Origin of the sequence: Silvibacterium sp. (genome assembly GCF_047605705.1) — a bacterium.
Lineage (GTDB): Bacteria > Acidobacteriota > Terriglobia > Terriglobales > Acidobacteriaceae > Silvibacterium.
Window position 1 is genome coordinate 34371 of record NZ_JASGFD010000027.1, and the last position, 21940, is coordinate 56310.

Annotated in this window: 11 protein-coding genes; 10 read left to right on the forward strand and 1 reads right to left on the reverse strand. The window is 55.9% G+C overall.

The genetic code is table 11. The features are described from left to right. Nucleotide 1: 1 nt before the first annotated feature. The 6 genes from QM649_RS11340 to QM649_RS11365 all read left to right on the forward strand — a co-directional run bounded on the left by QM649_RS11340 (nucleotide 2) and on the right by QM649_RS11365 (nucleotide 11600). On the forward strand, nucleotides 2–1819 hold the full coding sequence (locus QM649_RS11340; protein WP_415199154.1) for a type VI secretion system Vgr family protein: 1818 nt from the start codon (nucleotides 2–4) through the stop codon (nucleotides 1817–1819). A 41-nt stretch (nucleotides 1820–1860) separates the two neighbouring features. Then, entirely contained in the window at nucleotides 1861–2247 is a 387-nt protein-coding gene (locus QM649_RS11345) for a DUF4280 domain-containing protein (RefSeq protein WP_415199155.1), read from the forward strand. 371 nt (nucleotides 2248–2618) lie between these two features. Continuing rightward, complete coding sequence (locus QM649_RS11350; protein WP_415199156.1) at nucleotides 2619–3008, forward strand: SPOR domain-containing protein; 390 nt, start codon at nucleotides 2619–2621, stop codon at nucleotides 3006–3008. Nucleotides 3009–4112: 1104 nt separating this feature from the next. After that, a complete protein-coding gene (locus QM649_RS11355) occupies nucleotides 4113–6611 on the forward strand; it encodes an ABC transporter permease (RefSeq protein ID WP_415199157.1) in 2499 nt (832 codons plus the stop codon). A gap of 560 nt (nucleotides 6612–7171) precedes the next feature. Continuing rightward, nucleotides 7172–9955, forward strand: coding sequence for a class III lanthionine synthetase LanKC (gene lanKC, locus QM649_RS11360; RefSeq protein ID WP_415199158.1), 2784 nt, complete (start codon nucleotides 7172–7174; stop codon nucleotides 9953–9955). A gap of 16 nt (nucleotides 9956–9971) precedes the next feature. After that, complete coding sequence (locus QM649_RS11365) at nucleotides 9972–11600, forward strand: ATP-binding cassette domain-containing protein (protein WP_415199159.1); 1629 nt, start codon at nucleotides 9972–9974, stop codon at nucleotides 11598–11600. Between the two features lie 545 nt (nucleotides 11601–12145). Here QM649_RS11365 and QM649_RS11370 read toward each other — a convergent pair. Then, on the reverse strand, nucleotides 12146–12820 hold the full coding sequence (locus QM649_RS11370; protein ID WP_415199160.1) for a GntR family transcriptional regulator: 675 nt from the start codon (nucleotides 12818–12820) through the stop codon (nucleotides 12146–12148). A 301-nt stretch (nucleotides 12821–13121) separates the two neighbouring features. On the opposite strand from QM649_RS11370, the gene QM649_RS11375 reads away from it, so the two are divergent. From QM649_RS11375 to QM649_RS11390, 4 genes are all read left to right on the forward strand, one after another. Next, nucleotides 13122–14294 (forward strand): threonine synthase, encoded by a 1173-nt coding sequence (locus QM649_RS11375; RefSeq protein ID WP_415199161.1) that lies wholly within the window; start codon nucleotides 13122–13124, stop codon nucleotides 14292–14294. Between the two features lie 366 nt (nucleotides 14295–14660). Further along, on the forward strand, nucleotides 14661–18068 hold the full coding sequence (locus QM649_RS11380; RefSeq protein WP_415199162.1) for a carboxypeptidase regulatory-like domain-containing protein: 3408 nt from the start codon (nucleotides 14661–14663) through the stop codon (nucleotides 18066–18068). A 32-nt stretch (nucleotides 18069–18100) separates the two neighbouring features. Further along, nucleotides 18101–20071, forward strand: a complete 1971-nt coding sequence (locus QM649_RS11385; protein ID WP_415199163.1) for a prolyl oligopeptidase family serine peptidase — start codon at nucleotides 18101–18103, stop codon at nucleotides 20069–20071. 51 nt (nucleotides 20072–20122) lie between these two features. Further along, entirely contained in the window at nucleotides 20123–21805 is a 1683-nt protein-coding gene (locus QM649_RS11390) for a M28 family peptidase (protein ID WP_415199164.1), read from the forward strand. Nucleotides 21806–21940 lie beyond the last annotated feature (135 nt).

Sequence of the window (21940 nt, forward strand, 5' to 3'; positions counted from 1 at the left end):
CATGGCAAGTTTTGTACAGACGGCGCTGCCCGTCCAGGTCACCACTCCGCTCGGAGCGAATAAACTTCTGGTCCGCAGTTACAGCGGTGAGGAGGGGATCTCGGAACTCTTCCGCTACGACCTCGAGCTTTATTCGGAAGATCCCGCGCTCGACTTCACGCAGATCGTAGGGCAGAACGTGACGCTGCAGATCCCGCTCTCCAGTGGCAGCTCGCAGTATGTAAACGGGATGGTCGGCCGCTTCACGCAGGCCGGCCGCGACGATCGCTTCACTACCTACCTTGTGGAGCTGCGTCCGTGGCTGTGGGCGCTCACCATGAGCGCGGGCTGCGCTATTTATCAGAACCAGACCACGCTCGACATCGTGAAGGCCGTCTTCAACGGCTTGGGATTCTCTGACTTCTCTGACAAGACCACTGGCACCTACACGGCCCGCGAATACTGCGTTCAATACCGTGAGACAGCCTTTGCCTTCGTCAGCCGCCTGCTCGAGGAAGAAGGCATCGCGTATTACTTCACGCATGACGCGTCGAAGCACACGCTCGTGCTGGTCGACGATACCAGCAACTGGGGCACCTGCCCGGGACTCACAGCCGCGCGCTTCGTCGGCGGCGATCCGCGCTACCTCGCCGACGACATGGTGCTCGACTGTTTGCTCGAGCAGGCTGTCACCGTGGGCGCGGTCAAGCTCGACGACTTCAACTTCACCATCCCCGCCACGCAGTTGCTCGCTACCGCCAGCGGCAGTGACGCCAGCCGTTCGGTCTACGACTATCCCGGCCTCTACGCCCAGCAGAGCGATGGCGAGACCGTTGCCGGCAAGCGGCTCGCCGCATTGCAGACCGAGGCAAAGACCCTGCACGGTAGCAGCCTGTGCCGGGCCTTCCACGCCGGGGCGCAATTCACGCTCTCCGGGCACTATCGCTCAGACCTGAATGCCGCCTACATCCTTCGCCGGCTCACGCAGCGCGGCACGCAGGACGACTATTCGAACAGCTTCTCCGCATTTCCCGCGGCCACTGCGTTTCATCCACCTCTCCGCACGCCGCGGCCGGTCATCGCAGGCACGCAGACTGCAACCGTGGTGGGTAAGGCTGGTGAAGAGATATGGACCGACCAGTACGGACGAGTCGTCGTGCAATTTCACTGGGACCAGCAGGGGCAAAGCGACGAGAAAAGCTCCTGCTGGGTGCGCGTTGCTCAGGGATGGGCCGGAAACCTCTGGGGCAGCATCTTCATTCCCCGCATCGGGCAGGAGGTCGTCGTCAGCTTTCTCGAGGGCAACCCGGACCGGCCGCTCGTCACCGGCTGCGTCTACAACGCCCAACAGGCCGTGCCCTACACCCTGCCGGACGACCAGACGAAGAGCACGCTCAAGACCAGCTCCTCAAAGGGGGGATCCGGCTTTAACGAGATTCGTTTTGAAGATAAAGCCGGTTCTGAGGAGTTATTCCTCCAGGCGCAGAAAGATATGACGGTCAATATCCTCAATAACGAAAGTCTTACCGTCGCCGGAACCCGCACCCTGAGCGTCACCGGCAACGAAACCCATACCAATAAAGGCGATTTCTCTTCTACCATCTCTGGCAACTTCACCCTCAAGATTGACGGCAACCTCTCCATCGAGGCTGGCGGTACAGTAAGTATTAAGTCTGGTACGGACTTCAAAATCACCGCTGGAACTTCACTTACGAATAAGTCCGGTACCACTATGATGAACGATGCTGGAACCAGTCTCACCAATCAGGCCTCGGTCTCACAGACCGTCGACGGCGGTGGTGAACTCACCGTCAAGGGTGGCCTGGTCAAGATCAACTGAAGGTTCCGAGGGGTCAGGGTCATCGGAGGAAAGGAGCACGTATGGCGCCACAGGTTTGTATGGGAGCAGCAATGACCTGCAGCTTCGGCGTAGCTCCGTCCACGCTGATCGTGCTGCCGGAGAACCGCACGCTCACTGGCCCGCCCGCCGCGACGATCATGGACAACAAGCCGATCGTGAATATCCCTCCCTTCGGCATATGCTCCTCGCCATCGAACCCGACGGTCATCGCAGCCACTGCCGCCGCGCTCGGCGTGCTCACGCCCATGCCCTGTGTGCCGCTCACGCTCGCGCCCTGGGCTCCCGGAGTTCCCACGGTGCTCATCGGCAACATGCCCGCGCTCGATGCGAACTCCAAGCTGATGTGCTCCTGGGGCGGCGTCATCGCCATCACCTCACCCGGTCAGACGACCGTAATGCTGCCATGAGTGGACCACTGCAGTTTTCCCTCGATCGTGGCCGCGTTCTTACGCTGGCTGCCTGCTTCGCCGGTGCAGGCCTGTCCATCTTTATTGCAGGAAGCCTCGCAGGCCTGCTCTACACACATTTCACAGAGAACGCCGCACGCTCGTCAGCCGCTGCCGCTGCGGCAGTTGCAAGGCCTTCTCTTGCGAAAGCGGAGAAGCCCGCACTTGCGGTTCCAACTGAGCCGAAGCCAGCGGAACCGAAGATGCAAGACGCAAGCTTTAAAACTGACGGCCAGGTCGCCACAACATCTTCGCCCGCGAGCTCATCCGCAAGCGCGCCAACGAGCACGCATACGGTTGGGGAGGGAAGGGAAGCAGGAAGCACAGAGGCAGTGGCATCCACCAATGCCGCATCCAGTCCTGCAACTGCTTCCATCGCGGACGCGAAGCCCAAGGTTGCCGCCGCGCCCGCGTCTGCTACCGCTCTCGCGCCGGCAGAGGGGAAGTCGTCCGCGGCCCATCCGCTCGAACCCGCAATGCCGCAGCCTGAGCTCGCGGTGCGCGTAGGCTCCTTCAGCAACCGGGCAAACGCCGACGCGCTGGTGCAGTCTTTGAGGGATAAGGGTTATCGCCCGGCCGTAGGCCAGTTTACGGACGGCCACGGCCGCCACTGGTATGTCGTGAAACTTGGGCCTTACGCGCGATGGAACACCGCCTCTGCAGTAGCAGCAAGAATCTCCATCGCAGAGAAGCTATCGCCCGTAATCGGACCTGTTCGCTAAGCCTCGCTGCGATGAAATAGTCTCATCTGAGTGTTTCGGGCTGAGATAGAGAATCATTTTCAGGCCCTCAAGCTGGCCACTTGGAAATTCTAGTGTTGCGTAAAAGCAACGATCTGAACTCTCCTTTGCCTAACACGAAACACCCCTCCACCCTGGCAACGGTGGAGGGAGGTGAAGATGCGCTTCATAGAGATACTATCCTCAAAGCAACTCAGGCTTGTCATTTGCTCGCCGGGATATTGTTTACGGCAAATCGCTTTCCTGCATGAATAGCACTCCTGCTGCTTTTCCGGAGCGCTTGATTCGCCAAAGGGCATCCTGCGATGCCACACGCCATCGGGATTGTTGAGAGCTCCAACATTTGCTAACAGCGCAAACTCTCCTCGGTTCAGTTGCGAAACACGCAATACAGGATTATCTGCCGAGGTGAATCGCTCCTGATATTCGTATCGTACAAATGTATCTGCTGACTGAGCGCGCTGGCCATGACCAAGGAAGTTAGCCTCTGATCTCGGCCCAACTTTTGGCCTTCTCCCATCCTTTCACTTCTTTCTCGTGGCGCTATGGGTCGGAGTTGGTCGCGAAGGATCTGCGAAAATGGCTTGCTAAGATAGGAGCCAAACAACTCGAATGAGCTATCTCGGCTTGCTGAGCCGTGTTTAATCGATATATATCTGTATGGTTTTTGTGGAACTTCTGGCGTACAGCAGCGTATCTTCAGATAGCAATCTGGTATCAGGATCAGGTAGTACGCTCCAATAAGAGTGCGGGAGGGGCTGCTGGCATGCTGGACATGCTCAACTTGGAGTCATAGATCACAGGCCAGATGGACGTCCTGCTATCACCCGTAGGATTGAGTACACATCACAAGATGTGCTGCAGATCGAGCAGGCCTCGCAGCACTTAGCCCAGCAATGCGGGAAAGGCCGAGAGCGGGCTCCCTCATGCTGGGGTGCCAGCAAGAATAGCCGCTAAACGTATTTCTATCGTCTGACCCCACTCTGTCGCAGGCAACGAGGCGCAGGCGTGCATCGCAGGTGGCCACGCGTCCGGCGTGGGCGAGGCTTGAGGGGCAAAGCGCTGTCCGCGAGGAGATCTGGAAAAATGAGTAGCCTTGTTAGCATCGAAAATCTGGGACGTGATATCCGATTCAGCCTGCGTCAATTTGCGCGCACTCCGGGCTTTGCGGCTATCGCTATCGTCACGCTCGCGCTGGGGGTGGGCGTAAATACCGCCATTTTCAGTATTGTGAATGGTCTTTTTTTTAGTTCCTTTCATATTCAAAACCAGAGCCAGATGGTCGAGCTGGGAATGCGCCAGCCCGGCACACAGTGGATACCTCCCTTCTCGAATTCTGAGTACCAGCAGATCGAGGGACAGACGCGTCCCGTGTTCACTGCGGTCGTCGCCACCCAGCTTGGGCTGGACGGCTTAAGCATGTCGGGGAGCAAGCCGGCTCGCGCTTTCACCGAGTATGTCTCAGGCAACTACTTCGAAACACTTGGAGTGCATCCGCTGCTGGGCCGCTTCTTCTCGCCCTCCGAAGGTATGACCCCGGGCGCCGATCCGTATATGGTGCTGAGTTACAGCTACTGGAAAGAACATTTCGCAGCCGATCCAAACATTGTCGGCCACGAGGTTGCGCTCGATGGACATCCTGTGACGATCGTCGGCGTAGCGCCCCGGGAATTCCAGGGGTTGAGCAACATTCTAGCGGTACAAGCATGGATTCCACTCGCCATGGTGGTCACCATTGAGAACCAGCCGCTGGCACAATTCAATGCCCAGGCGAACCGCAGCATGTCTCTTTATGCGAGGCTTCAGCCGGGCGTTACACAAGCGCAGGCAGACAATATTCTGTCGCTCGCGGCTAGGAGACTCGGCGAGATGCATCCCCGGGAGGAGCACAACCTGGAGTTGCATGCGTTTTCGCTGACGGCCGGCCGGTTAGGCGGCGGCTTGGACCAGAACCATGCCTACGAGAGCGTTTCAGCAATCTTTCTTTCGCTTGCTGGATTGGTGCTACTGCTGGCCTGCGTCAACGTCGCCAATCTGTTACTCGTGCGTGCGACTGTGCGCGAGCGGGAGGTGGCCATTCGCTCGGCGCTTGGCGCTCGGCCTTTGCAGCTGATTCGCCAAATGCTGACGGAAAGCATTCTGCTGGCATTACTGGGCGGTTTTGGAGGCATTGTGCTGGGCGTCGTAGGGACGCGCGCCATCAGCTACGTCAATCTCAATACCGACCTTCCGGTCGCTTTCAGCTTTCCGTTCGATTGGCATGTCTTTGCGTTCTCAATTGCCGTTGCGATGCTCGCCGGAACTCTTGTCGGCATCGTCCCCGCAATTAGGGTGTCGCGCGCGAGTCTGAACCTGATTCTGCATGAAGGCGGCCGCGGCATCGCGGGGCGCGGCCACAAGCTCCGCGATGCGCTCGTCACTATCCAGATCAGCGCGGCGCTCGCACTGCTCATCGTTGCGGGACTGTTCACCCGTTCGCTCATAAAGAGTGCGCATGCGGATCTCGGTTTCGATCCGAGCCACGCGCTGGCGATGATGGTCGATCCCAGCGAGATCGGGCATGACCTAAACCAGTCCGCTACCTTCTATCGGACGCTCCTTCCACGCCTGCGGGGCCTGCCTGGCATTGCCTCGGCAACCATTGCGCAGTCATACCCTATGAGTGATATGAATTTAGGGAATGACACGGTCACGATTGATGGATATACGCCGCCATCCGGATCCGGCCAGGCAGCTCCAGCAATTTTCTACAATGTCATCGGAACGGACTACTTCCGCACTCTAGGTATTCCGATCGCCGAAGGTCGCTCTTTCACCGATGCCGATGACGACAAAAGTGCGTATGTTGCAATCGTCAGTCAGGCCTTTGCGGAAAAGTACTGGCCACGACGCGATCCGATTGGGCGCTTCATCACGATGGGTGCTGACCCAAAGCATCCGATGCGTGTGGTGGGCGTAGCTGGTAACGTTCTCTACGGCACGATGGCAGGAAACGAACCGTTTTATTTTTATGTTCCCTATTTTCAGCATGTGGCGATGAATTCTCTGCTGGCAATCGAACTGCGCACGAAAGGGGACGCCAGCGCGATACTTCCCTCTGTGGAGCAGGTGATCCATAGCGTTGCGCCGCTACTCCCGGTTTTTGGAGTGACAACCCTCCATCAGGCACTCTACTCAATCAATGGTCTGCTGATCTTTGAGTTGGTGGCCTTACTCGCAGGCGTGATGGGCTTGCTCGGACTTATCCTTGCCATTGTCGGCGTTTATGGAGTTCTTTCATATGCGGTGAGCCTGAAGACCGGAGAAATCGGCGTGCGCATGGCACTGGGTGCGCAGCGATCGGATATTCTGCGCATGGTTTATCGGCAGGGTATCTGGATCGTGGCTATCGGTCTGACTGTCGGACTAGTCGTCAGCTTCGGGGTTGGGTATGTGCTGCGCAGTCTGATCACCGTTAGTGCCGCCGACCCGATCACCTATGTTTCGGTTCCGGTGCTGCTGGCTTCCATCGCTCTGCTGGCATGTTATATCCCAGCTCGGCGCGCCACACGCACCGAGCCGATGCAGGCCCTTCGGATTGACTGAGCCCATTCGAGTTCACGATGCGAATGCTTACCCGTAGGAGTCGCATCGTGAGCGAAATCCAGCTCCTCTTCGTAGCGCGACCTTGTTCGGAATCGCGGTAATCCTTGAACTTTCAGGTGGCTTCCGCTGGGCAGGAATCAATCAATAAGCCACTTGGTAAATAGTCAACTTAGGAGCATGTTAAGCGTGTGGCAAAATTGCGTTGACCCGGATTAGTCCGCATGATACCGTCGCGCTATAGAAAGGAGAACCCTGCTATGCACTCAGTCTTAGCCCTGCAATCGCTCCAGGTTAGCACCGACTCGGAGCCCGACATTCTGTCACTCTCGTCCCTGCTCAGTATCAGTTGCTGCAAAGCTCTTTAATGCCATGAGTTCGGTGCATTAAAGACGGAATTATTACGGGTTATCTACAGTTGCCTGCCGTACAGCATTTCTCTGTGTCAACATTGACCATATCGCGAATAGTTGATGATTCGCCTGCAGTAACCGGTGACTGGTTCCTTCTGGCCGGACTTATCTGCGATCCGGAAGGAGCCATTCCTCGGATGGAGGAGGGCTATGTACGGCTTAGAGCGCAAACTGAAGCGAGACTTGTTCTCGTATTGCGTTACCGATAAGCGATACTACGATACTCTCGGTTCTTATATACCACCGAAAGCAAGCGATTTCCGCGGCACTATAGCGCAATTTCTGCGTCCTAGCGATACATGCCAACGCATCGGTATTTGGTATCACGTTGTACCTCTGGCGAGTGCTATGCCTCCCCAGGGGTTCAAAATCCACCTATCTGCAACCCTCGATAGCGCTATTGAGGTTCTACATCGATGTATACCCCTACTGCTTGAGACTGACGTCGCATTTAAGGTAGTCGCCGACCGTACACTTTTATCTATAGTCAACGGCAAGCAGTTTCATCGTGCATCATCGGGTAAGTTTGTCACCATTTACCCACCGCAGCATGTTTTCCTGCGATTAGCCGAGCAGCTAGCTAACGTGACAAAGGGGATGGTTGGCCCCTATATTCTCTCTGACAAGCCTTATCGCGATAGTCGCGTTGTGTATTACAGATATGGTGGATTCCAGCGTTTCGATACTCTGACAATTCATGGAGAACATATTCCATGTATTCAGGCGCAGGATGGAACCATGGTTCATGACGAGAGGCTTCCGGCCTTCCATTTACCAGTGGGCATCGAAGATCCCGTGGATGGAGGCGGAGCCATGCCCCACGGCGGCGACAGCTTTCTGCTACATGAGCGCTATTCCATTGAAAGACCGATCACCTTCTCAAACGCAGGCGGCGTATATAAAGGAACGGATACAAAAACAAATCGCACAGTCATCCTTAAGGAAGCCAGACCCCATGTCTGCATGGATGAACAGCTGAACATAACTGCGATTGACCTGCTAAGACGAGAACGCGAGTTACTGTCGAATCTCAATACCTGTCCATATGTGCCGACACTCATAGACTATTTCCAGGAATGGGAGCACGAATTCTTAGTCGAAGAATACTTTGCCGGCATGCCGTTGACAAATTACCGGGCTATGGAGGAAACGGGGCTGCTTGTGAATCGCAATCCCTCTACCCAGGCGACTGCCTCGTTCGTGCAAGAGTTTATGACCATCACGAGGCATCTTCTTTGTGCCCTGGAGTGGTGCCATGCAGCCGGTATTGCGGTGGGGGACATATCTCCCAACAATATTCTGATAAATAGAGATACGCTTGATCTTAAGGTGATTGACTTCGAGGGCTCTACTTTCATAAACAATCCGTCGTCGCAGCCCATGATCGCGACGATCGGATTCTTCAGGCGGGACAAAGATCTGTCACAGCCCTGGAGCAGGGAAGACGACTACTATGCGCTGGGTTGTACACTCTACAGCATCATCTATCCCATCCTCCCGTATTTCCAGTTCTCTCAAGAGATCAAGCGGCAAGTCCTTAGTGAAATAGCCAAAGATTATGGCCTTCCGCAAGATATTGGCCGCATCATCTTCAGTCTCTTCGATGGCGAGGTGCTCGCGACGCGCACAATTGTCGACACTTGGTTTGACAGGCAAGCTGCTTCCATGTCGAACGGGGATGGTGTGACGGCCAAGCTTGAATCTCCCAAGCAAGTCGCACTCGTCATTGAAGAGAGGACGGAAATATGCGACAGAGATACTATCGAGAGCCTAAGTGCTCACACCGAGCAGGTTCTGCCCCAAATAGTCAGTCAGATTCTCGCCACGACTGACTACAGTCGCAGGGACAGATTGTGGCCAGCCGATTATCGTGTGTTTTCCACCAATCCTTTGAGCCTCGCCTTTGGCGCAACGGGCGTCAGTCTTTTTCTTCACCGACAGACGGGGGCAATTCCTCAGGAAGTAACATCCTGGCTGCAATCGGCTCCTCTGAATGCCGAGCACTATCCACCGGGGATGTTTGTAGGCCTGGCGGGAATCGCATGGGGTTTTCACATCCTTGGCCTTGAGGCTGAAGCAAAGGCTGCCATGCGGATGGCTGAAAAATCCCCCTTGCTTTATGCGGGACCTGACATATTTTATGGTGCCGCCGGCATTGGTTTGTCAGCTCTCGCTCTATGGAACAGGACAAAAGAGCAGCAGTACGCCGACCTTTCTTGCACCCTGGGTGCATGGCTGATCGATGAGGCGCAGCAGGCGCCAAACGGTGTGTGGTGGAAGAATGTAGATGGCCATCACTACTACGGATATGCGCATGGCGGTGCAGGGATCGGTCACTTTTTGCTGCAGCTTTATAGTGCAACAGCAGAAAAACGCTTTCTGGAGACTGCGGTGAAAGCAATCGATCTGGAAATAGACGAAGCTGGAGTGCGCGATGACCTGCTTGTCTGGCCACGGGGGAAGAATGACAACTTCTACTCCCCATACTGGCGCTACGGTAATGCAGGTATCGGTAGCTGTCTACTCCGCTTTCACGGCGTAACAGGGGATGACCGCTATATCGTAGCGGCACGGCAGGCTGCCGCGTATGTTGCAACAAAGTACGCAGTACATCCTTCTCAGTTCATGGGCCTTAGTGGAATGGGAGAGTTTCTGCTGGATATGTTTCTCTATACCGGGGAATCTAGATACCTTGTGGATGCTTGGAATATCGCATCGGGGATCAGGATTTTTGAAATACAGAGAGAGACGGGTATCGAATACCCCGGCGAGGAATTGATTAAGTCCAGCCTTGACTATGGTACAGGCGCGGCCGGAATCGGGATGTTTCTGTCGCGGCTACTCAATCCTGGTCCAAGGGAGCTCATGGATCCTCTTCGGACCCACTCATGCAGCATCGCCAATGAGGATGCGCTGAGCGTGTCCCGCGCTTAGGCGCACTGGGCACATCATGATTGTTGCGTTTCGATCTATGCTCCAGGAGGCCTTTAAAGGGTTGCATGGCCATTGGCTCACAATCACTGGTCTTGTCGTGTTCGGCTCCCTTTTGAATGGGAGCTTCACCCTCGTCGACCCCCTGCTGACCAGAGCCATAATCGACAAGGGAATCATAGGACATGATGTCCGGTTATTTGCTGTTCTGGCCATAGCCACTGCGGTACTAGGTATTGGTTATCGAGTCGCCTCTCGGCTTTATGAGCTTTTTGGAAAGAAAGTACAAAACCAGATAGCTGAGACTGTCATTCTGCAGGCTGTGGATGATTGCCTCAAAGTGGCACCGTATGGCAACGATCAGACTCGCAGCGCGGGATATTATGTGTCCCGCATCTATGACGAGCCGGTATCCATGGCAACGTCTCTTATCTCCGGTGTCTCGGCGGTGTGTGTATCCGGGACATCCTTCGTAGCAGCGATGGTGATCTGTGTTTACCTGTCGTGGCAAATCACAGTGGGCCTGCTCTGTATCGTTCCCTTGCTGTTGTACTTGGCCAATCACTTCGCCCCTCAACTGAACTCCTTGGTCAAGCGTACTGCGGTGGAAGAGGCTGAGGCGAGAGAGGTAATCGGAGGTGTCAGCCAGGCCAGCCGCACCATACAGATCTTCTCGCTTGCCGGACATGCCAGAACGCTGGTCCGACAGTCGCTGGGCAAAGCGCTAGCTCTAGGCTACGACGGAGTTAAAGCAGCTAAGACGTACGACATGTACAGCCAATCGCTGCTGACCGTTGCAGAAGTTCTGGTGTTTATTACTTCTGGTTATGCCGTTGCCGTCGGCAATTTGACGATTGGCGGATTACTGGCATTTATGAATGTATTCTGGAAGCTGATCAGTGCTGGTCGAAGGATTAGCCTCCAGTATTCGGAATGCGTGGCATTCGTTTCCAAAATTCACCGTATTCATGAGTTTGGCGCTACCAGCCGTGCACCAGTCGAGTACGAGCCGCCGCAAACTGCGGTGGTTGAATGCGATGCGATCACAGTAAAGTATGACGACAAGCTTGTACTTGGCGGACTTGACATATCCATTGGCCCGACGGAGCGGATACTGCTGACAGGCTCGAATGGAAGTGGCAAATCCACTTTCATAAACTTGATAGCGCAGTTTCTGACTCCGTCCGATGGCAGAATGCGTGTTATTTCGGTGCAGCAAATCAGCGCGGCATTAAGTCCGTTCTATTTTTTGCCCGGATCGGTAAAGGATAACTTGCAGTTTGATGGTCTCACGAGGCTTGAGAAAGACAGGTGCTTTGCCCTCGCTCGTGAGATGGGGATCGATGACTGCATGAATGCTGTTTCCACGACAGCATTATCGGATGGGCAGCGTAAGAAGATGCAAATTCTGATGGCTCTGCTTAAGGACGCTGACCTATATCTTCTTGATGAGCCGCTTGCCCACCTGGATATAGCCAGTAAAGAGGCGATCATACGGATGATCCTGAGAGAGACCTCTGGCCGCGCATTGTGTGTGACAATGCATGGCGACAAGCAATTCTGGCAGCTGTTTGACCGTGTACTTCATATCGGTGGGCTCGGCGCCGAAGAACAGCGCGAAAGGGATGAAATCCGGACCGTCGTATGATGCTGGCCACGCACGCCTCCTGGCTGCTTCTGCAGTCACTGCGACTTTGTCTCATCCGCTGGTTTCAGTGTCTGTCTAACGTGAGACCGGAATTGCATGTATGAACGATTGTGCTTCTGTTGCGGCAGCGCAGCGCGCAACCACACAGCGAATGCCTGTTCTCTAAGCCAAGAAGCTGATTGATGGCTGGTCTTATCAAGGGTAAGGAAAAATCGAATCTTCGCGGTTCTTATGGTTTGCAGCTCTTGAGGTCATGGTCTCGGTGATAGCCGTCTTAGCCCTTCGTGCGATTGCCGTTCGCTCCTTGCATTCTGAATCTCTAGACGAACCCATCATCGCCAGTGCACTTACCGGTCAAAGGTAACCGGATGCTTCGGTGACCATACCTTGACGGTAAATGAGTGCCTTGACTTATCTGCAAATTAGGGTCTCGGCACACACTTACGTCAGCTACCTTGAGCAGGTAGATTCCAGGCTCACGAATGAGCCTCCTCGAAAAAGGTCCGCAATGTCTGGCTGAATGGGATCGTGATTTCTTGCTATGCCTACACTGCCGCGAATTCGCGATGTGAGGTCTCATCAATCTGCAGGGCCTCTACCAGGCGATCCTTCACATAGCGCACGTGCTCGCTCATTGCCGCCATCGCTGCCGGACGATCATTCGCGCAAAGAGCGAGGTAGATCTTGCCATGGCTGGCGGGAGCCGTGCCTCCCGAGAGGTGATACGTCTTGTAACGACAGAGCAGGCTTTTCTGCTGAATGTTCTGAAAGACGCGGCTGAACTCGTCGTTGCCGGAAGCGGATGCGAGTGTCGCGTGGAAGTAGAGATCCTCTTCGACGTGCTTCGCCTTATCCCCGGACTCGAGATACATCTTGGTTCGATCGATGCTGTCAGCAAGTTTCGAAAGCAACGCGGGCGTGATCTCTGCTGAAGCTATCGAATGCAACTCCAGGACTTCGCGGAAGTCGTAAAGGTCTTTCACTTCCTTAGGGGAAAACTCCCGTACGTACGCACCGCGGCGGGCTTCGATGCAGATGAGGCCTTCCGCTTCCAGTCGATTCAGCGCCTCCCTGACCGGGGACTTGCTGATTCCCAATTGGCTGGAGAGTTGTTCTTCGGTGAGCCTGGCCCCTTCGCGGAGTGTACCGACGAGGAGTTGTTCCTTGATGCTGCGATAGGACAATTCGGTGAGGTTAGGAGTATTGGTCAGCTTCTTCATGCGTGGATACAGGTTAATTGAGGGTCGAGTGTCCTGCGGATTCGATCCTGAGGCTGCGATCGCCGTCACGGCATAGCGCTTGCGTTCCAGGAGCGACTCTGTATATTAGATATCACAGCGCATGAGCACCTTGTCATTATTCCTCCAATCCTGTTGTTGATTCTCTGCGCGCCTATCAATGGCCCCGTTCGGCGGCCTTTCTCCTCGAATGGAATGTATGCCTGCTCAACGCATGTGAGCCGGATGTTTCGCGGCCGGCCGGCATGCATAGACCTGCTTCCAGCTTCTTTGATTGAGTCAAATGCCCAATATCGCTTCTTTCGAATGCTCGCGCTGCAAATCCGTCTTTTTGCCGACGAAGGCTCCAACCGTCTGTGAGAGATGCGCCGGAACCCTCTACGTTCGCTATGACTTCTCTGACCAGCATGGAATCGAGGTTCGCAATTCCATCGGCAACACCAAAGAAGGCGGTGGCTGGCCCGGCATGTGGCGCTACCGCAATGTTCTGCCGTCTGTCGATCCGGTAACGCTGGGCGAAGGGTGGACGCCGATGCTTCGCAGCAGACGCTATGAGAATGTGTTCCTCAAAGAAGAAGGAGCCAATCCCACAGGCACGTTTAAAGCGCGCGGCCTGTCCATGGCAATCAGTATGCTGCGCGCGGATGGCGTCACTCGCGTTGCAGTGCCCTCGGCAGGAAATGCCGGCGGAGCTGTCGCCGCATATTCAGCGGCGGCGGGAATCGAAGCGCATATTTTCATGCCAAAGGATGTGCCTCTGGCAAATCAGGTCGAGTGCTTAGCCTATGGCTCGCACGTGACGCTGGTGGACGGTCTCATCTCGGACTGTGCGCGGCTTGTGGGGGAACAGAAGTCGGCCCAGGGTTGGTTTGATCTGTCCACGCTGAAGGAACCCTTCCGGGTGGAAGGGAAAAAGACCATGGGATATGAACTCGTCGAGCAGCTGGGATGGGAATATCCCGATGCTGTTTTCTATCCCACCGGCGGCGGTGTAGGACTCATTGGCATGTGGAAGGCATTTGAAGAAATGGAAGCGCTGGGATGGGTGCGCGGAACGCGCCCAAAGATGATCGCGGTGCAGGCCGCTGGCTGTGCCCCGATCGCCCAGGCTTTCGAGGCGGGTGCGGACGTCAGCCAGATGTTTCAGAATGCCGCGACGTTCGCTTCCGGCCTGCGTGTGCCGAAACCGTACGGCGATTACATCATTCTGGACGACGTGCGGAAGTCGGGCGGAACGGTCGTGTCACTGACAGATCAGCAGCTGCTTGCATCGCTGCGCGACTGGGCAACAAACGAGGGCGTGCTGCTCTCTCCGGAAGGTGCCGCATCTACCGCTGCCTACGATCATCTGATCGAAACAGGCTTCCTCAAGAAGTCGGACCGAGTCGTGCTCTTCAATACCGGATCGGGCAACAAATATACCGATGTGCTCGCCCGCTCCTTCGGGTTGGCTTAACGGAAGAAGCAAACTTAACGTTCCTGGAAAGCAGCGGAAAAATAGCTTGCGCGCCGGAAGAACAATCGTATATTAGATATCACGACGCATGAGAAACCTCCTCACATCCATGCTTCTCCCCTCCCCATCAGGCTTCCGCCTGACCCTCCTTGCTTGTCGATGTCGCTAACGGCATCCGCTTCCATCGTTCTGTCATAAACCGCGAGCTATAACTGGCGTATGCGGGGAAGTCTGTCCCCAGAACTTCCTTTGCCACATGCGATCTTTCTGTCGAGTTTTCTCGAGAGGATAGGTGTGCGCCCCGGCTCATTCTGCGTGCAGTAAACCGCGCTTTGGCACTGCCATATTCGCGCCGGGAGATAGACCATGATTCTCAGAAAAATTCCTACGCTTCTCCTTGTACTTCTTCTCTTGTCCTCCGTTCGTTCTCTTATAGCGCAGACGCTCACCAGCGCAACCGTCGTGGGCGTGGTGAAGGACTCAAGTGGGGCAGTCGTGCCCGGTGTCACGGTTCGCATTCGGCAACCGCAAACGGATGCCATCAGCACAACAGTCAGCGGCTCCGCTGGGGAATATCGATTTCCCTTTCTAAAGCCCGGCGACTACGAAGTCTCTGCGGAAGCAGCAGGGCAAAAGGCTGCGCCGATCGTCATTCATCTGCTTGTGGGGCAGGAGCAGGCGGTCGACCTTGCGCTTTCCGTTCAGGCAGTCCAGCAGACGGTTCAGGTGGAAGGCAGCAACGAGCTGTTACAGACAGAGAACGGAAATAATCTCAACGACTACAACCTGCACTATGTCGAGAACACGCCGGTCAATGGAGGCGACATCACCAACGTGGCGTTTACTACGCCAGGAGTGCGTGTGAATGTCGGCGGCGGCAACACCAATTTCAACGTCAACGGTCTGCCCTTCAGCTCGGTGCTTTTCACCTATAACGGCGCGGACATCGTCGAACCATACAACCTGAATAACAAGTCCGGATCCAGCAACAACACGCTCGGTCAGAACGACGTGGCCGAAGCCTCGGTGATCACCAACGCCTTCAGCGCGCAGTATGGACGCATGGCCGGGGCGCAGGTGAATTACATCAGCAAGTCGGGAACGAATCAGTTTCACGGAAACCTGGTCGAGAACTATAACGGCGACGTGCTGAATGCCAACGACTACTTCAGCAATGCGTCGAACACACCGCGCGGGCGTTCCGTCGCCAACCAGTATGCAGGCTCGATCGGAGGGCCGATCAAGCGGGATAAGGTGACCTTCTTCTTCAACTATGAAGGTCTGCGCTACGCCCTGCCGACAAACAAGGTTGTGTCGTTGCCGTCTACTGCACTCCAGAATTATGTGCTGGCGAACGTGCCCGCAGCTTCACTGCCTTACTATCAGGATCTCTTCAAGCTTTACAACGCAGCTCCTGGAATCAGCCGCGCTGTCCCGGTAACGAATGGCACGGGACAGTTGCAGGACGGTACGGGCAACCTGGGATGCGGTAAGAATAACGGGCTTACCGGTGTAGCTGTCCCTGGCAGCACGGCGACCTTTGGCGGAGCCAACGGAGTGTCCTGCGCGGTGGCATTCGTGTCTACGGCCTCCAGCGTCAACACCGAATACCTGGCGGATGGGCGCGTCGATTGGAACATCAATACCAAGCAGAAGCTCTACTTCCGGATCAGCCGTGATTATGGTGTACAGGCCAGCAGCACCAGCCCGATCAGCCCGCTGTTCAACGGCTATAGCCCTCAGCCCTGGATCATTCCCCAGCTGAACCATACTTATGCCATCACGCCCAGCCTGGTGAATAACTTCGTGCTGAACGGCAACTACTACACTGCTGTGTTCTATGGCTCGAGCAACTTTCAGCAGGCACAGCAGGCTTTGCCGCTTTCCTTCAGCTTTACCGACGGCGGCGCCGGGGACGCGGGATTCCAGGCACTCGGGCCCGCGGCACCGGAAGGACGTCTTGGCCAGCAGCTTGGTATCATCGACGACCTTTCCTGGAATCACGGCAAGCACACGCTTCAGTTCGGTGTGAATAATCGCAATAACCGCATTACGAGCACCGCGAATCAGACCGGCTCGATCATCGGTACATACACCTTCGGCAGCGTTGGCGATTTTTCTCAGGGCAACATTGCCGATACGCACAACTACAACACCTTCACCCAGGCATTTCCTCTACTGCCCACCGTGCACCTGCGCGTCGACTCACTGGGTTTTTACGGACAGGATGAGTGGGCGATCAGGCAGAACCTCAAGCTGACTTACGGCGCGCGTTTCGAGTATCAGGGAAATCCCTGGTGCAAAGAGGGTTGCTATTCCCGCGCGAACACCGAATTCCTGGCGTCCGGTTATGACGCCGGTGCTACCGTGCCGTACAACGCCACGCTGCTGACAGGAATTCATAAGGACTTCATTCAATTCGAAGGCATCATTCCCGAGCCACGCGTAGCGATTGCGTATTCGCCATTCGGTAGCGGTAAGACGGTGATTCGTGGAGGCCTGGGTCTGTTCACGAACACAATCGCGGCCAGCATCGCGGCGAGCGTTTATGGAAACGCTCCAAACAAATTCTCACCTGTTGTCACGAATGGAATTGTGGGCCTTACCAACGATGCGGGTTCGTCGCAGGCCGCGGCCACTGCTTCCAATGCTGCCTTCCAGGCAGGATTTAACAACGGCGATACGTTAAAGCAGTTACAGGCGGCCGTACCATCAGGAGTCACGTTCTCCACTCCCACGCTCTACGTGAACCCGAACCATTTCCATACGATCAAGGCGCTGGAATGGAGCGCGGAGATCGAGCAGCCGCTGTCGAGCCGGGATGTTTTCACCATCTCGTACGCGGGCAATCATGGATATAACGAACCTCTATCCAATACCGCGGCAAATGGCTGGGCAGCCGATGGATTCGGAGGCTTGCCCACCGCGATCCCCGATCCCCGATTCTCGACCGTAACCCAGATTTTCGATGAAGGGTATTCACGCTACGACGGAGTCAGTTTCGTAGAGCGGCATGCCGTCTCACACAGCGTGCAGGGACAGGTGAGTTACACCTGGAGCAAGGCGCTTCAGCTGGGAACGATCTATAACCCGACCGTCTATGCATTGAATGGAGCCACGCCGACAGGTACGGCCAATCAGAATTACGGTCCTGCTGCGTTCGATACCCGAAACAATTTCATGGCCGATTTCGTGTATTCGACACCGCGACTGCAGAATCATCTTCTCAATCGTGCAGTAAGCGATTGGAAGCTGGGCGGAAAGGTGTACCTGTATAGCGGCCGTCCCTTCACGGTTACAAACAGCGGCATCAGCACGGCGAATGTCTTCTCGAGTTCATTTAGCGGTACTGTGCTGGCAAACACCACGAATCCCTCGGTAATCGGCATTCATTGCGGAAAATCTGCTGTGAAGACGCCCTGCTTGAACACCGGCGAGTTCAGCCCTGCGGTAGCAACTGCGACGATACCTGCGCAGAGCAACTGGGGAAACACGAAACCCAACAGCTTTTACGGGCCAGGCTTTGCGTCTTATTCTGCGCAGCTCGGCAAAGAGATTCACGTAAACGAAGTTGCCCGCTTCGAACTCGGTGCGGATGCCTACAATCTCTTCAACCATCCTAACTTCGGCATTCCCAATGCAGATGTGAACAAGGGGCAGACGCTGGGCACTGTCACAACGGATGTAAGTGTGCCAACCAGCATTTACGGCACTGGACAGGGCGCAATTGTCTCCGGACGCGTGGTTGTCGTCTATGGCAAGTTCTTCTTCTGATCTCATCGACCCTTCATACAGGAGTCAGGACCATGCACAAGGCAATTGCGATGCTTCTTCTGTCTGTGCCAGCAACCATGCTGGCGCAGACACCTAAGCTGACAATCGACGATCTGTTGAATCCCCGATACGCAGTGGGAGCAGAACGAGGACGGGGCGACGGCGAGACCTCGGACGGAAAGTACATCGTTACCGTAGAGAAGGGCCAGATCGCGCTTCGACCAAAAGATGGTGGTGAGTCGAAGATCCTGACCTCAACGCCGGAGCCAAAATCCGAACTCGAGCTTTCCCCTGATGGGCAGCGTGTCGCCTATATCAGCGGAGGCCAGGTTTGGGTCGTTGCACTCGACGGAGCCAGCCCTCTGCAATTGACGCACGATCCGGCTGGGCCAGGTGATCCACGCGGGGCAACAGATCACCATCCGCAATGGAATCCCAACGGCAAGTGGATTCTCTATGAGTCCGGGCAAAAGGGCTTCAATGAGCTTTATGTCGTGAGCCAGGATGGTAAGACGCTCAACCTGCTTGCGGCAACAGAGATTTATCACGGTGCTGACGCAATCAAATCCTCCGCGCCTGATCATGGCGACGCCGTCTCATCCGACCGCTTCGATCCTCATCCTCTCTGGTCGCCGGATGGAACGCGCGTCTCGTTCACAGAGCGCTCGCGCGAATTTTTCTCAGGCAAGCTGGAAGTTCTTTCCTTCGACCAGGGCGCCGGTACCGCAGTGGGGCATGCGAAAGAAATATATGTCGCAAAGAACGATCCCGGCGGGGCGTGGGCAGTGAATACCGTCTCATGGTCGCCTGACAATCGCACGCTCGCCGTAGTGCTGCAGGAGACGCATTGGGACAAGATTTGGACGATTCCCTCAAGCGGTGGCAGGCCGAAGGAGCTGACGTTTGGCGGAGGCGAAGATGAGGCGCCTGTGTATTCGCCTGACGGGAAATGGATCGCCTTCGAATCGAATCGTGATCTGCCGGAAGAGAGGCACATCTGGGTCGTCTCTGCAGGAGGAGGTGAGCCGCATCGCATCACTCGCCTGCAGGGAATTGAAAGCGGGCCGCGTTGGAATGCCGACAGCAACTCCATTCGTTTTACGTGGCGGTCGACCCTGGGTGCATCCGCCAACTATGTTGCGGATATCTCTGGCAAGGACGATCCAAAGCTGCAGGGAGCAGTCCGTCCATCACCGTACGAAGGCCTCGGCATTACGCCAGAGATTGTGCACTACAAGAGTAAAGACGGCCTCGCGTTGGCGGGCATCCTCTACAAGCCAGCTGGGTACGAGGCAGGCAAGCGCTATCCGGCAGTCATCCTCCCTCATGGTGGGCCTGAGGGCCAGGTTATTCTGTCCGCGACCCCGTGGTCAGTCTTCCTGGCCGATCATGGCTACGTCGTACTCGAGCCGAATTTTCGCGGTAGCACCGGTTATGGCGAACGCTTTCGGAATGCAAATGTCGAAGACTCTGGCGGCGGCGAGATCGACGATATCGCCGCATCGGCGAAGTATCTGGTCGATGTCGGACTCGTCGATCCCAAGCGCGTAGGCATCTCTGGCGGCAGCCATGGCGGAACCGTCGTTGCCAACGCTGTTGCCAAGCTCCCAGATACTTTCGCAGTAGGCATCGAGAAGTTTGGCGTGGTCGATCGAGCGCTCTTTCTTCGCTACACGAATCGCAATTCCGCGATTCGCTGGGAAACCAAGATGGGTGGGCCTCCGGAGTTAAAGCCCGCCGTCTATCGGAAGGCCAACATCCTGCCCGATGTAGATCGGATCAAGACTCCGCTGCTTATCCTGCATGGAGAAGAAGATCCTCAGGTGCCTCCGCAGGAGTCGCAGGAGCTTGCGGCTGCTCTCAAGAAGGATGGAAAGACATTTACGTACATCACGTATCCCGGCGAGGGCCACGGTTTCCAGCAGCTCGAGCACCGGCGGGATGCCTACGAGAAAGAGTTCGCCTTTCTGAACAAATATCTCCAACCCGACTTGGGGCAGTAGTCGCTGCCTTTGTTCTGTGAATGTTGGTCGATCTCGGATTTGAGGATCAGGATGAAGTTTTATAGAGGCGTCGCAGTTCTTCTATCTGTTATGGTGCCGCTCATTGAGGGAACTGGCTTCGCGGAACACCGCGATCAGGCAAGCAATTTCAATCCCGGGATACAGCCAGTCACCGCTGAATCACAAAGAGCGGAAGAAGCGGCCGAGGATGCCTGGTTCGCGCATGTGAAGGTGCTGGCCGGGGATGACTTGAAGGGACGCAAGACCGGCACTCCGGAATTTCTCCTCGCCGCCGATTACGTCGAGAATCAATTCAAAGCGATCGGGTTGAAGCCGGCAGGAGTCAACGGCTATCGCCAGCCTGTGGGATTCCGCAGTGCGCAGGTCGATGGCGATCACTCCAGTGTCGAGTTGGTTCGCGACGACCATACGATTGCATCTCTCAAAGTCGGCAGTGAGGTGACGCTCACGCCGAACAAGGAGGGTGCTGTCGCCGTGAGCGCTCCCGCGGTATTTGCTGGCCATGGATTAGTGGTGCCAGGAGTGGGAGTCGACGAACTGAAAGGTCTCGACCTTCACGGCAAGGTGGCGGTTATTTTTGCGGGGGCTCCAGCAGCCGTGCATGGTCCTCTGAAAGCTTACTTCCGGAGTACAGCCATTCGCTGGCAGGCGCTCAAAGCTGCTGGCGCAGTCGGCATCGTAACAATTGCTGAGCCGCGTCCTTCACAAGGCGACCCGATTCGTGGACAAGGCGGAGGACAAAACTCTGGCGCTCGTCCCGTCGAGCAGCTCTCCGATCCTGCTCTGAATCCGCTGGAAGGCGCTCAAATAAGCGCAACCGTGCCCGCTGCCTCTGCTGCCGGCTGGTTCACTGGCGCATCCCATAGTTATGACGAGCTCGCCGCGCTCGCGAAGGACGGCAAGCCACTGCCCGGCTTCTCGCTGGGCCTTTCGATTCGCGCGACGACCACGACGAAGGTGCTCTCGGAATATCAGGCCCCGAATGTCGTAGCGCTCGTGCCCGGAAGCGACCCCAGGCTGAAGAAAGAGTATGTAACTTTAACTGCGCACCTCGATCACCTTGGAATAGGACGCGAAGTCAATGGAGACTCCATCTACAACGGTGCCATGGATAACGCCGTTGGCATTGCATCTCTCATCGAGACTGCGAAGGCGCTCGCAAACGGGACCCCTCCACGTCGCTCGATTCTCTTTATTGCATTCACGGGCGAAGAGGAAGGCGAGTTAGGGTCGCAATTCTATGCGCGATACCCCACCGTTGCGCGCGATCGAATCGTCGCGGAGCTTAACATGGACATGTATCTTCCTCTGTTTCCCCTCAGATTTCTCGAAGTGCAGGGGCTTGGAGAGTCCACGCTGGGCAATGATGCGCGAGCCGCAGCACAGCTCAACGATATCGAGGTCCAATTCGACAAGCAGCCAGACGAGAACCGCTTTATCCGTTCCGATCAGGCAAGCTTTGTGAAGTACGGCATTCCGGCGTTGGCTTTTAAATTTGGATGGCTGCCCGATTCGCCGGAGCAAAAGACTTTCAACGACTGGATCCGGGAAAAGTATCATCATCCATCCGACGATCTGAATCAGCATATCGACCGCGAAGCCGCGATCCATTTCGATCGTGTTCTGCTGACACTTACCCGCAGAGTTGCGGACGCTCCCGGCAGGCCATCCTGGTATCCGGAAAGCTTCTTTAGCACCATCCCGCGTCGATGAGCGCCTCCAGCGAGACGAGGGTATGGCCGCTTGAGCGTAAGAGCGGCCAAATTGAGCGACTCGCCTAACGGGAGCGATTGAAGCAGTACCTCGCTTCGACAGGAAACCATCTGGAGAATGCAGTCCCTTGCATGA

Coding starts and splice junctions, on each gene's coding strand:
- QM649_RS11385 (WP_415199163.1), top strand. CDS start 18,101: ATGCACAAGGCAATTGCGATGCTTCTTCTGTCTGTGCCAGCAACCATG.
- QM649_RS11365 (WP_415199159.1), top strand. CDS start 9,972: ATGATTGTTGCGTTTCGATCTATGCTCCAGGAGGCCTTTAAAGGGTTG.
- QM649_RS11390 (WP_415199164.1), top strand. CDS start 20,123: ATGAAGTTTTATAGAGGCGTCGCAGTTCTTCTATCTGTTATGGTGCCG.
- QM649_RS11370 (WP_415199160.1), bottom strand. CDS start 12,820: ATGAAGAAGCTGACCAATACTCCTAACCTCACCGAATTGTCCTATCGC.
- QM649_RS11345 (WP_415199155.1), top strand. CDS start 1,861: ATGGCGCCACAGGTTTGTATGGGAGCAGCAATGACCTGCAGCTTCGGC.
- QM649_RS11340 (WP_415199154.1), top strand. CDS start 2: ATGGCAAGTTTTGTACAGACGGCGCTGCCCGTCCAGGTCACCACTCCG.
- lanKC (WP_415199158.1), top strand. CDS start 7,172: ATGTACGGCTTAGAGCGCAAACTGAAGCGAGACTTGTTCTCGTATTGC.
- QM649_RS11375 (WP_415199161.1), top strand. CDS start 13,122: ATGCCCAATATCGCTTCTTTCGAATGCTCGCGCTGCAAATCCGTCTTT.
- QM649_RS11380 (WP_415199162.1), top strand. CDS start 14,661: ATGATTCTCAGAAAAATTCCTACGCTTCTCCTTGTACTTCTTCTCTTG.
- QM649_RS11355 (WP_415199157.1), top strand. CDS start 4,113: ATGAGTAGCCTTGTTAGCATCGAAAATCTGGGACGTGATATCCGATTC.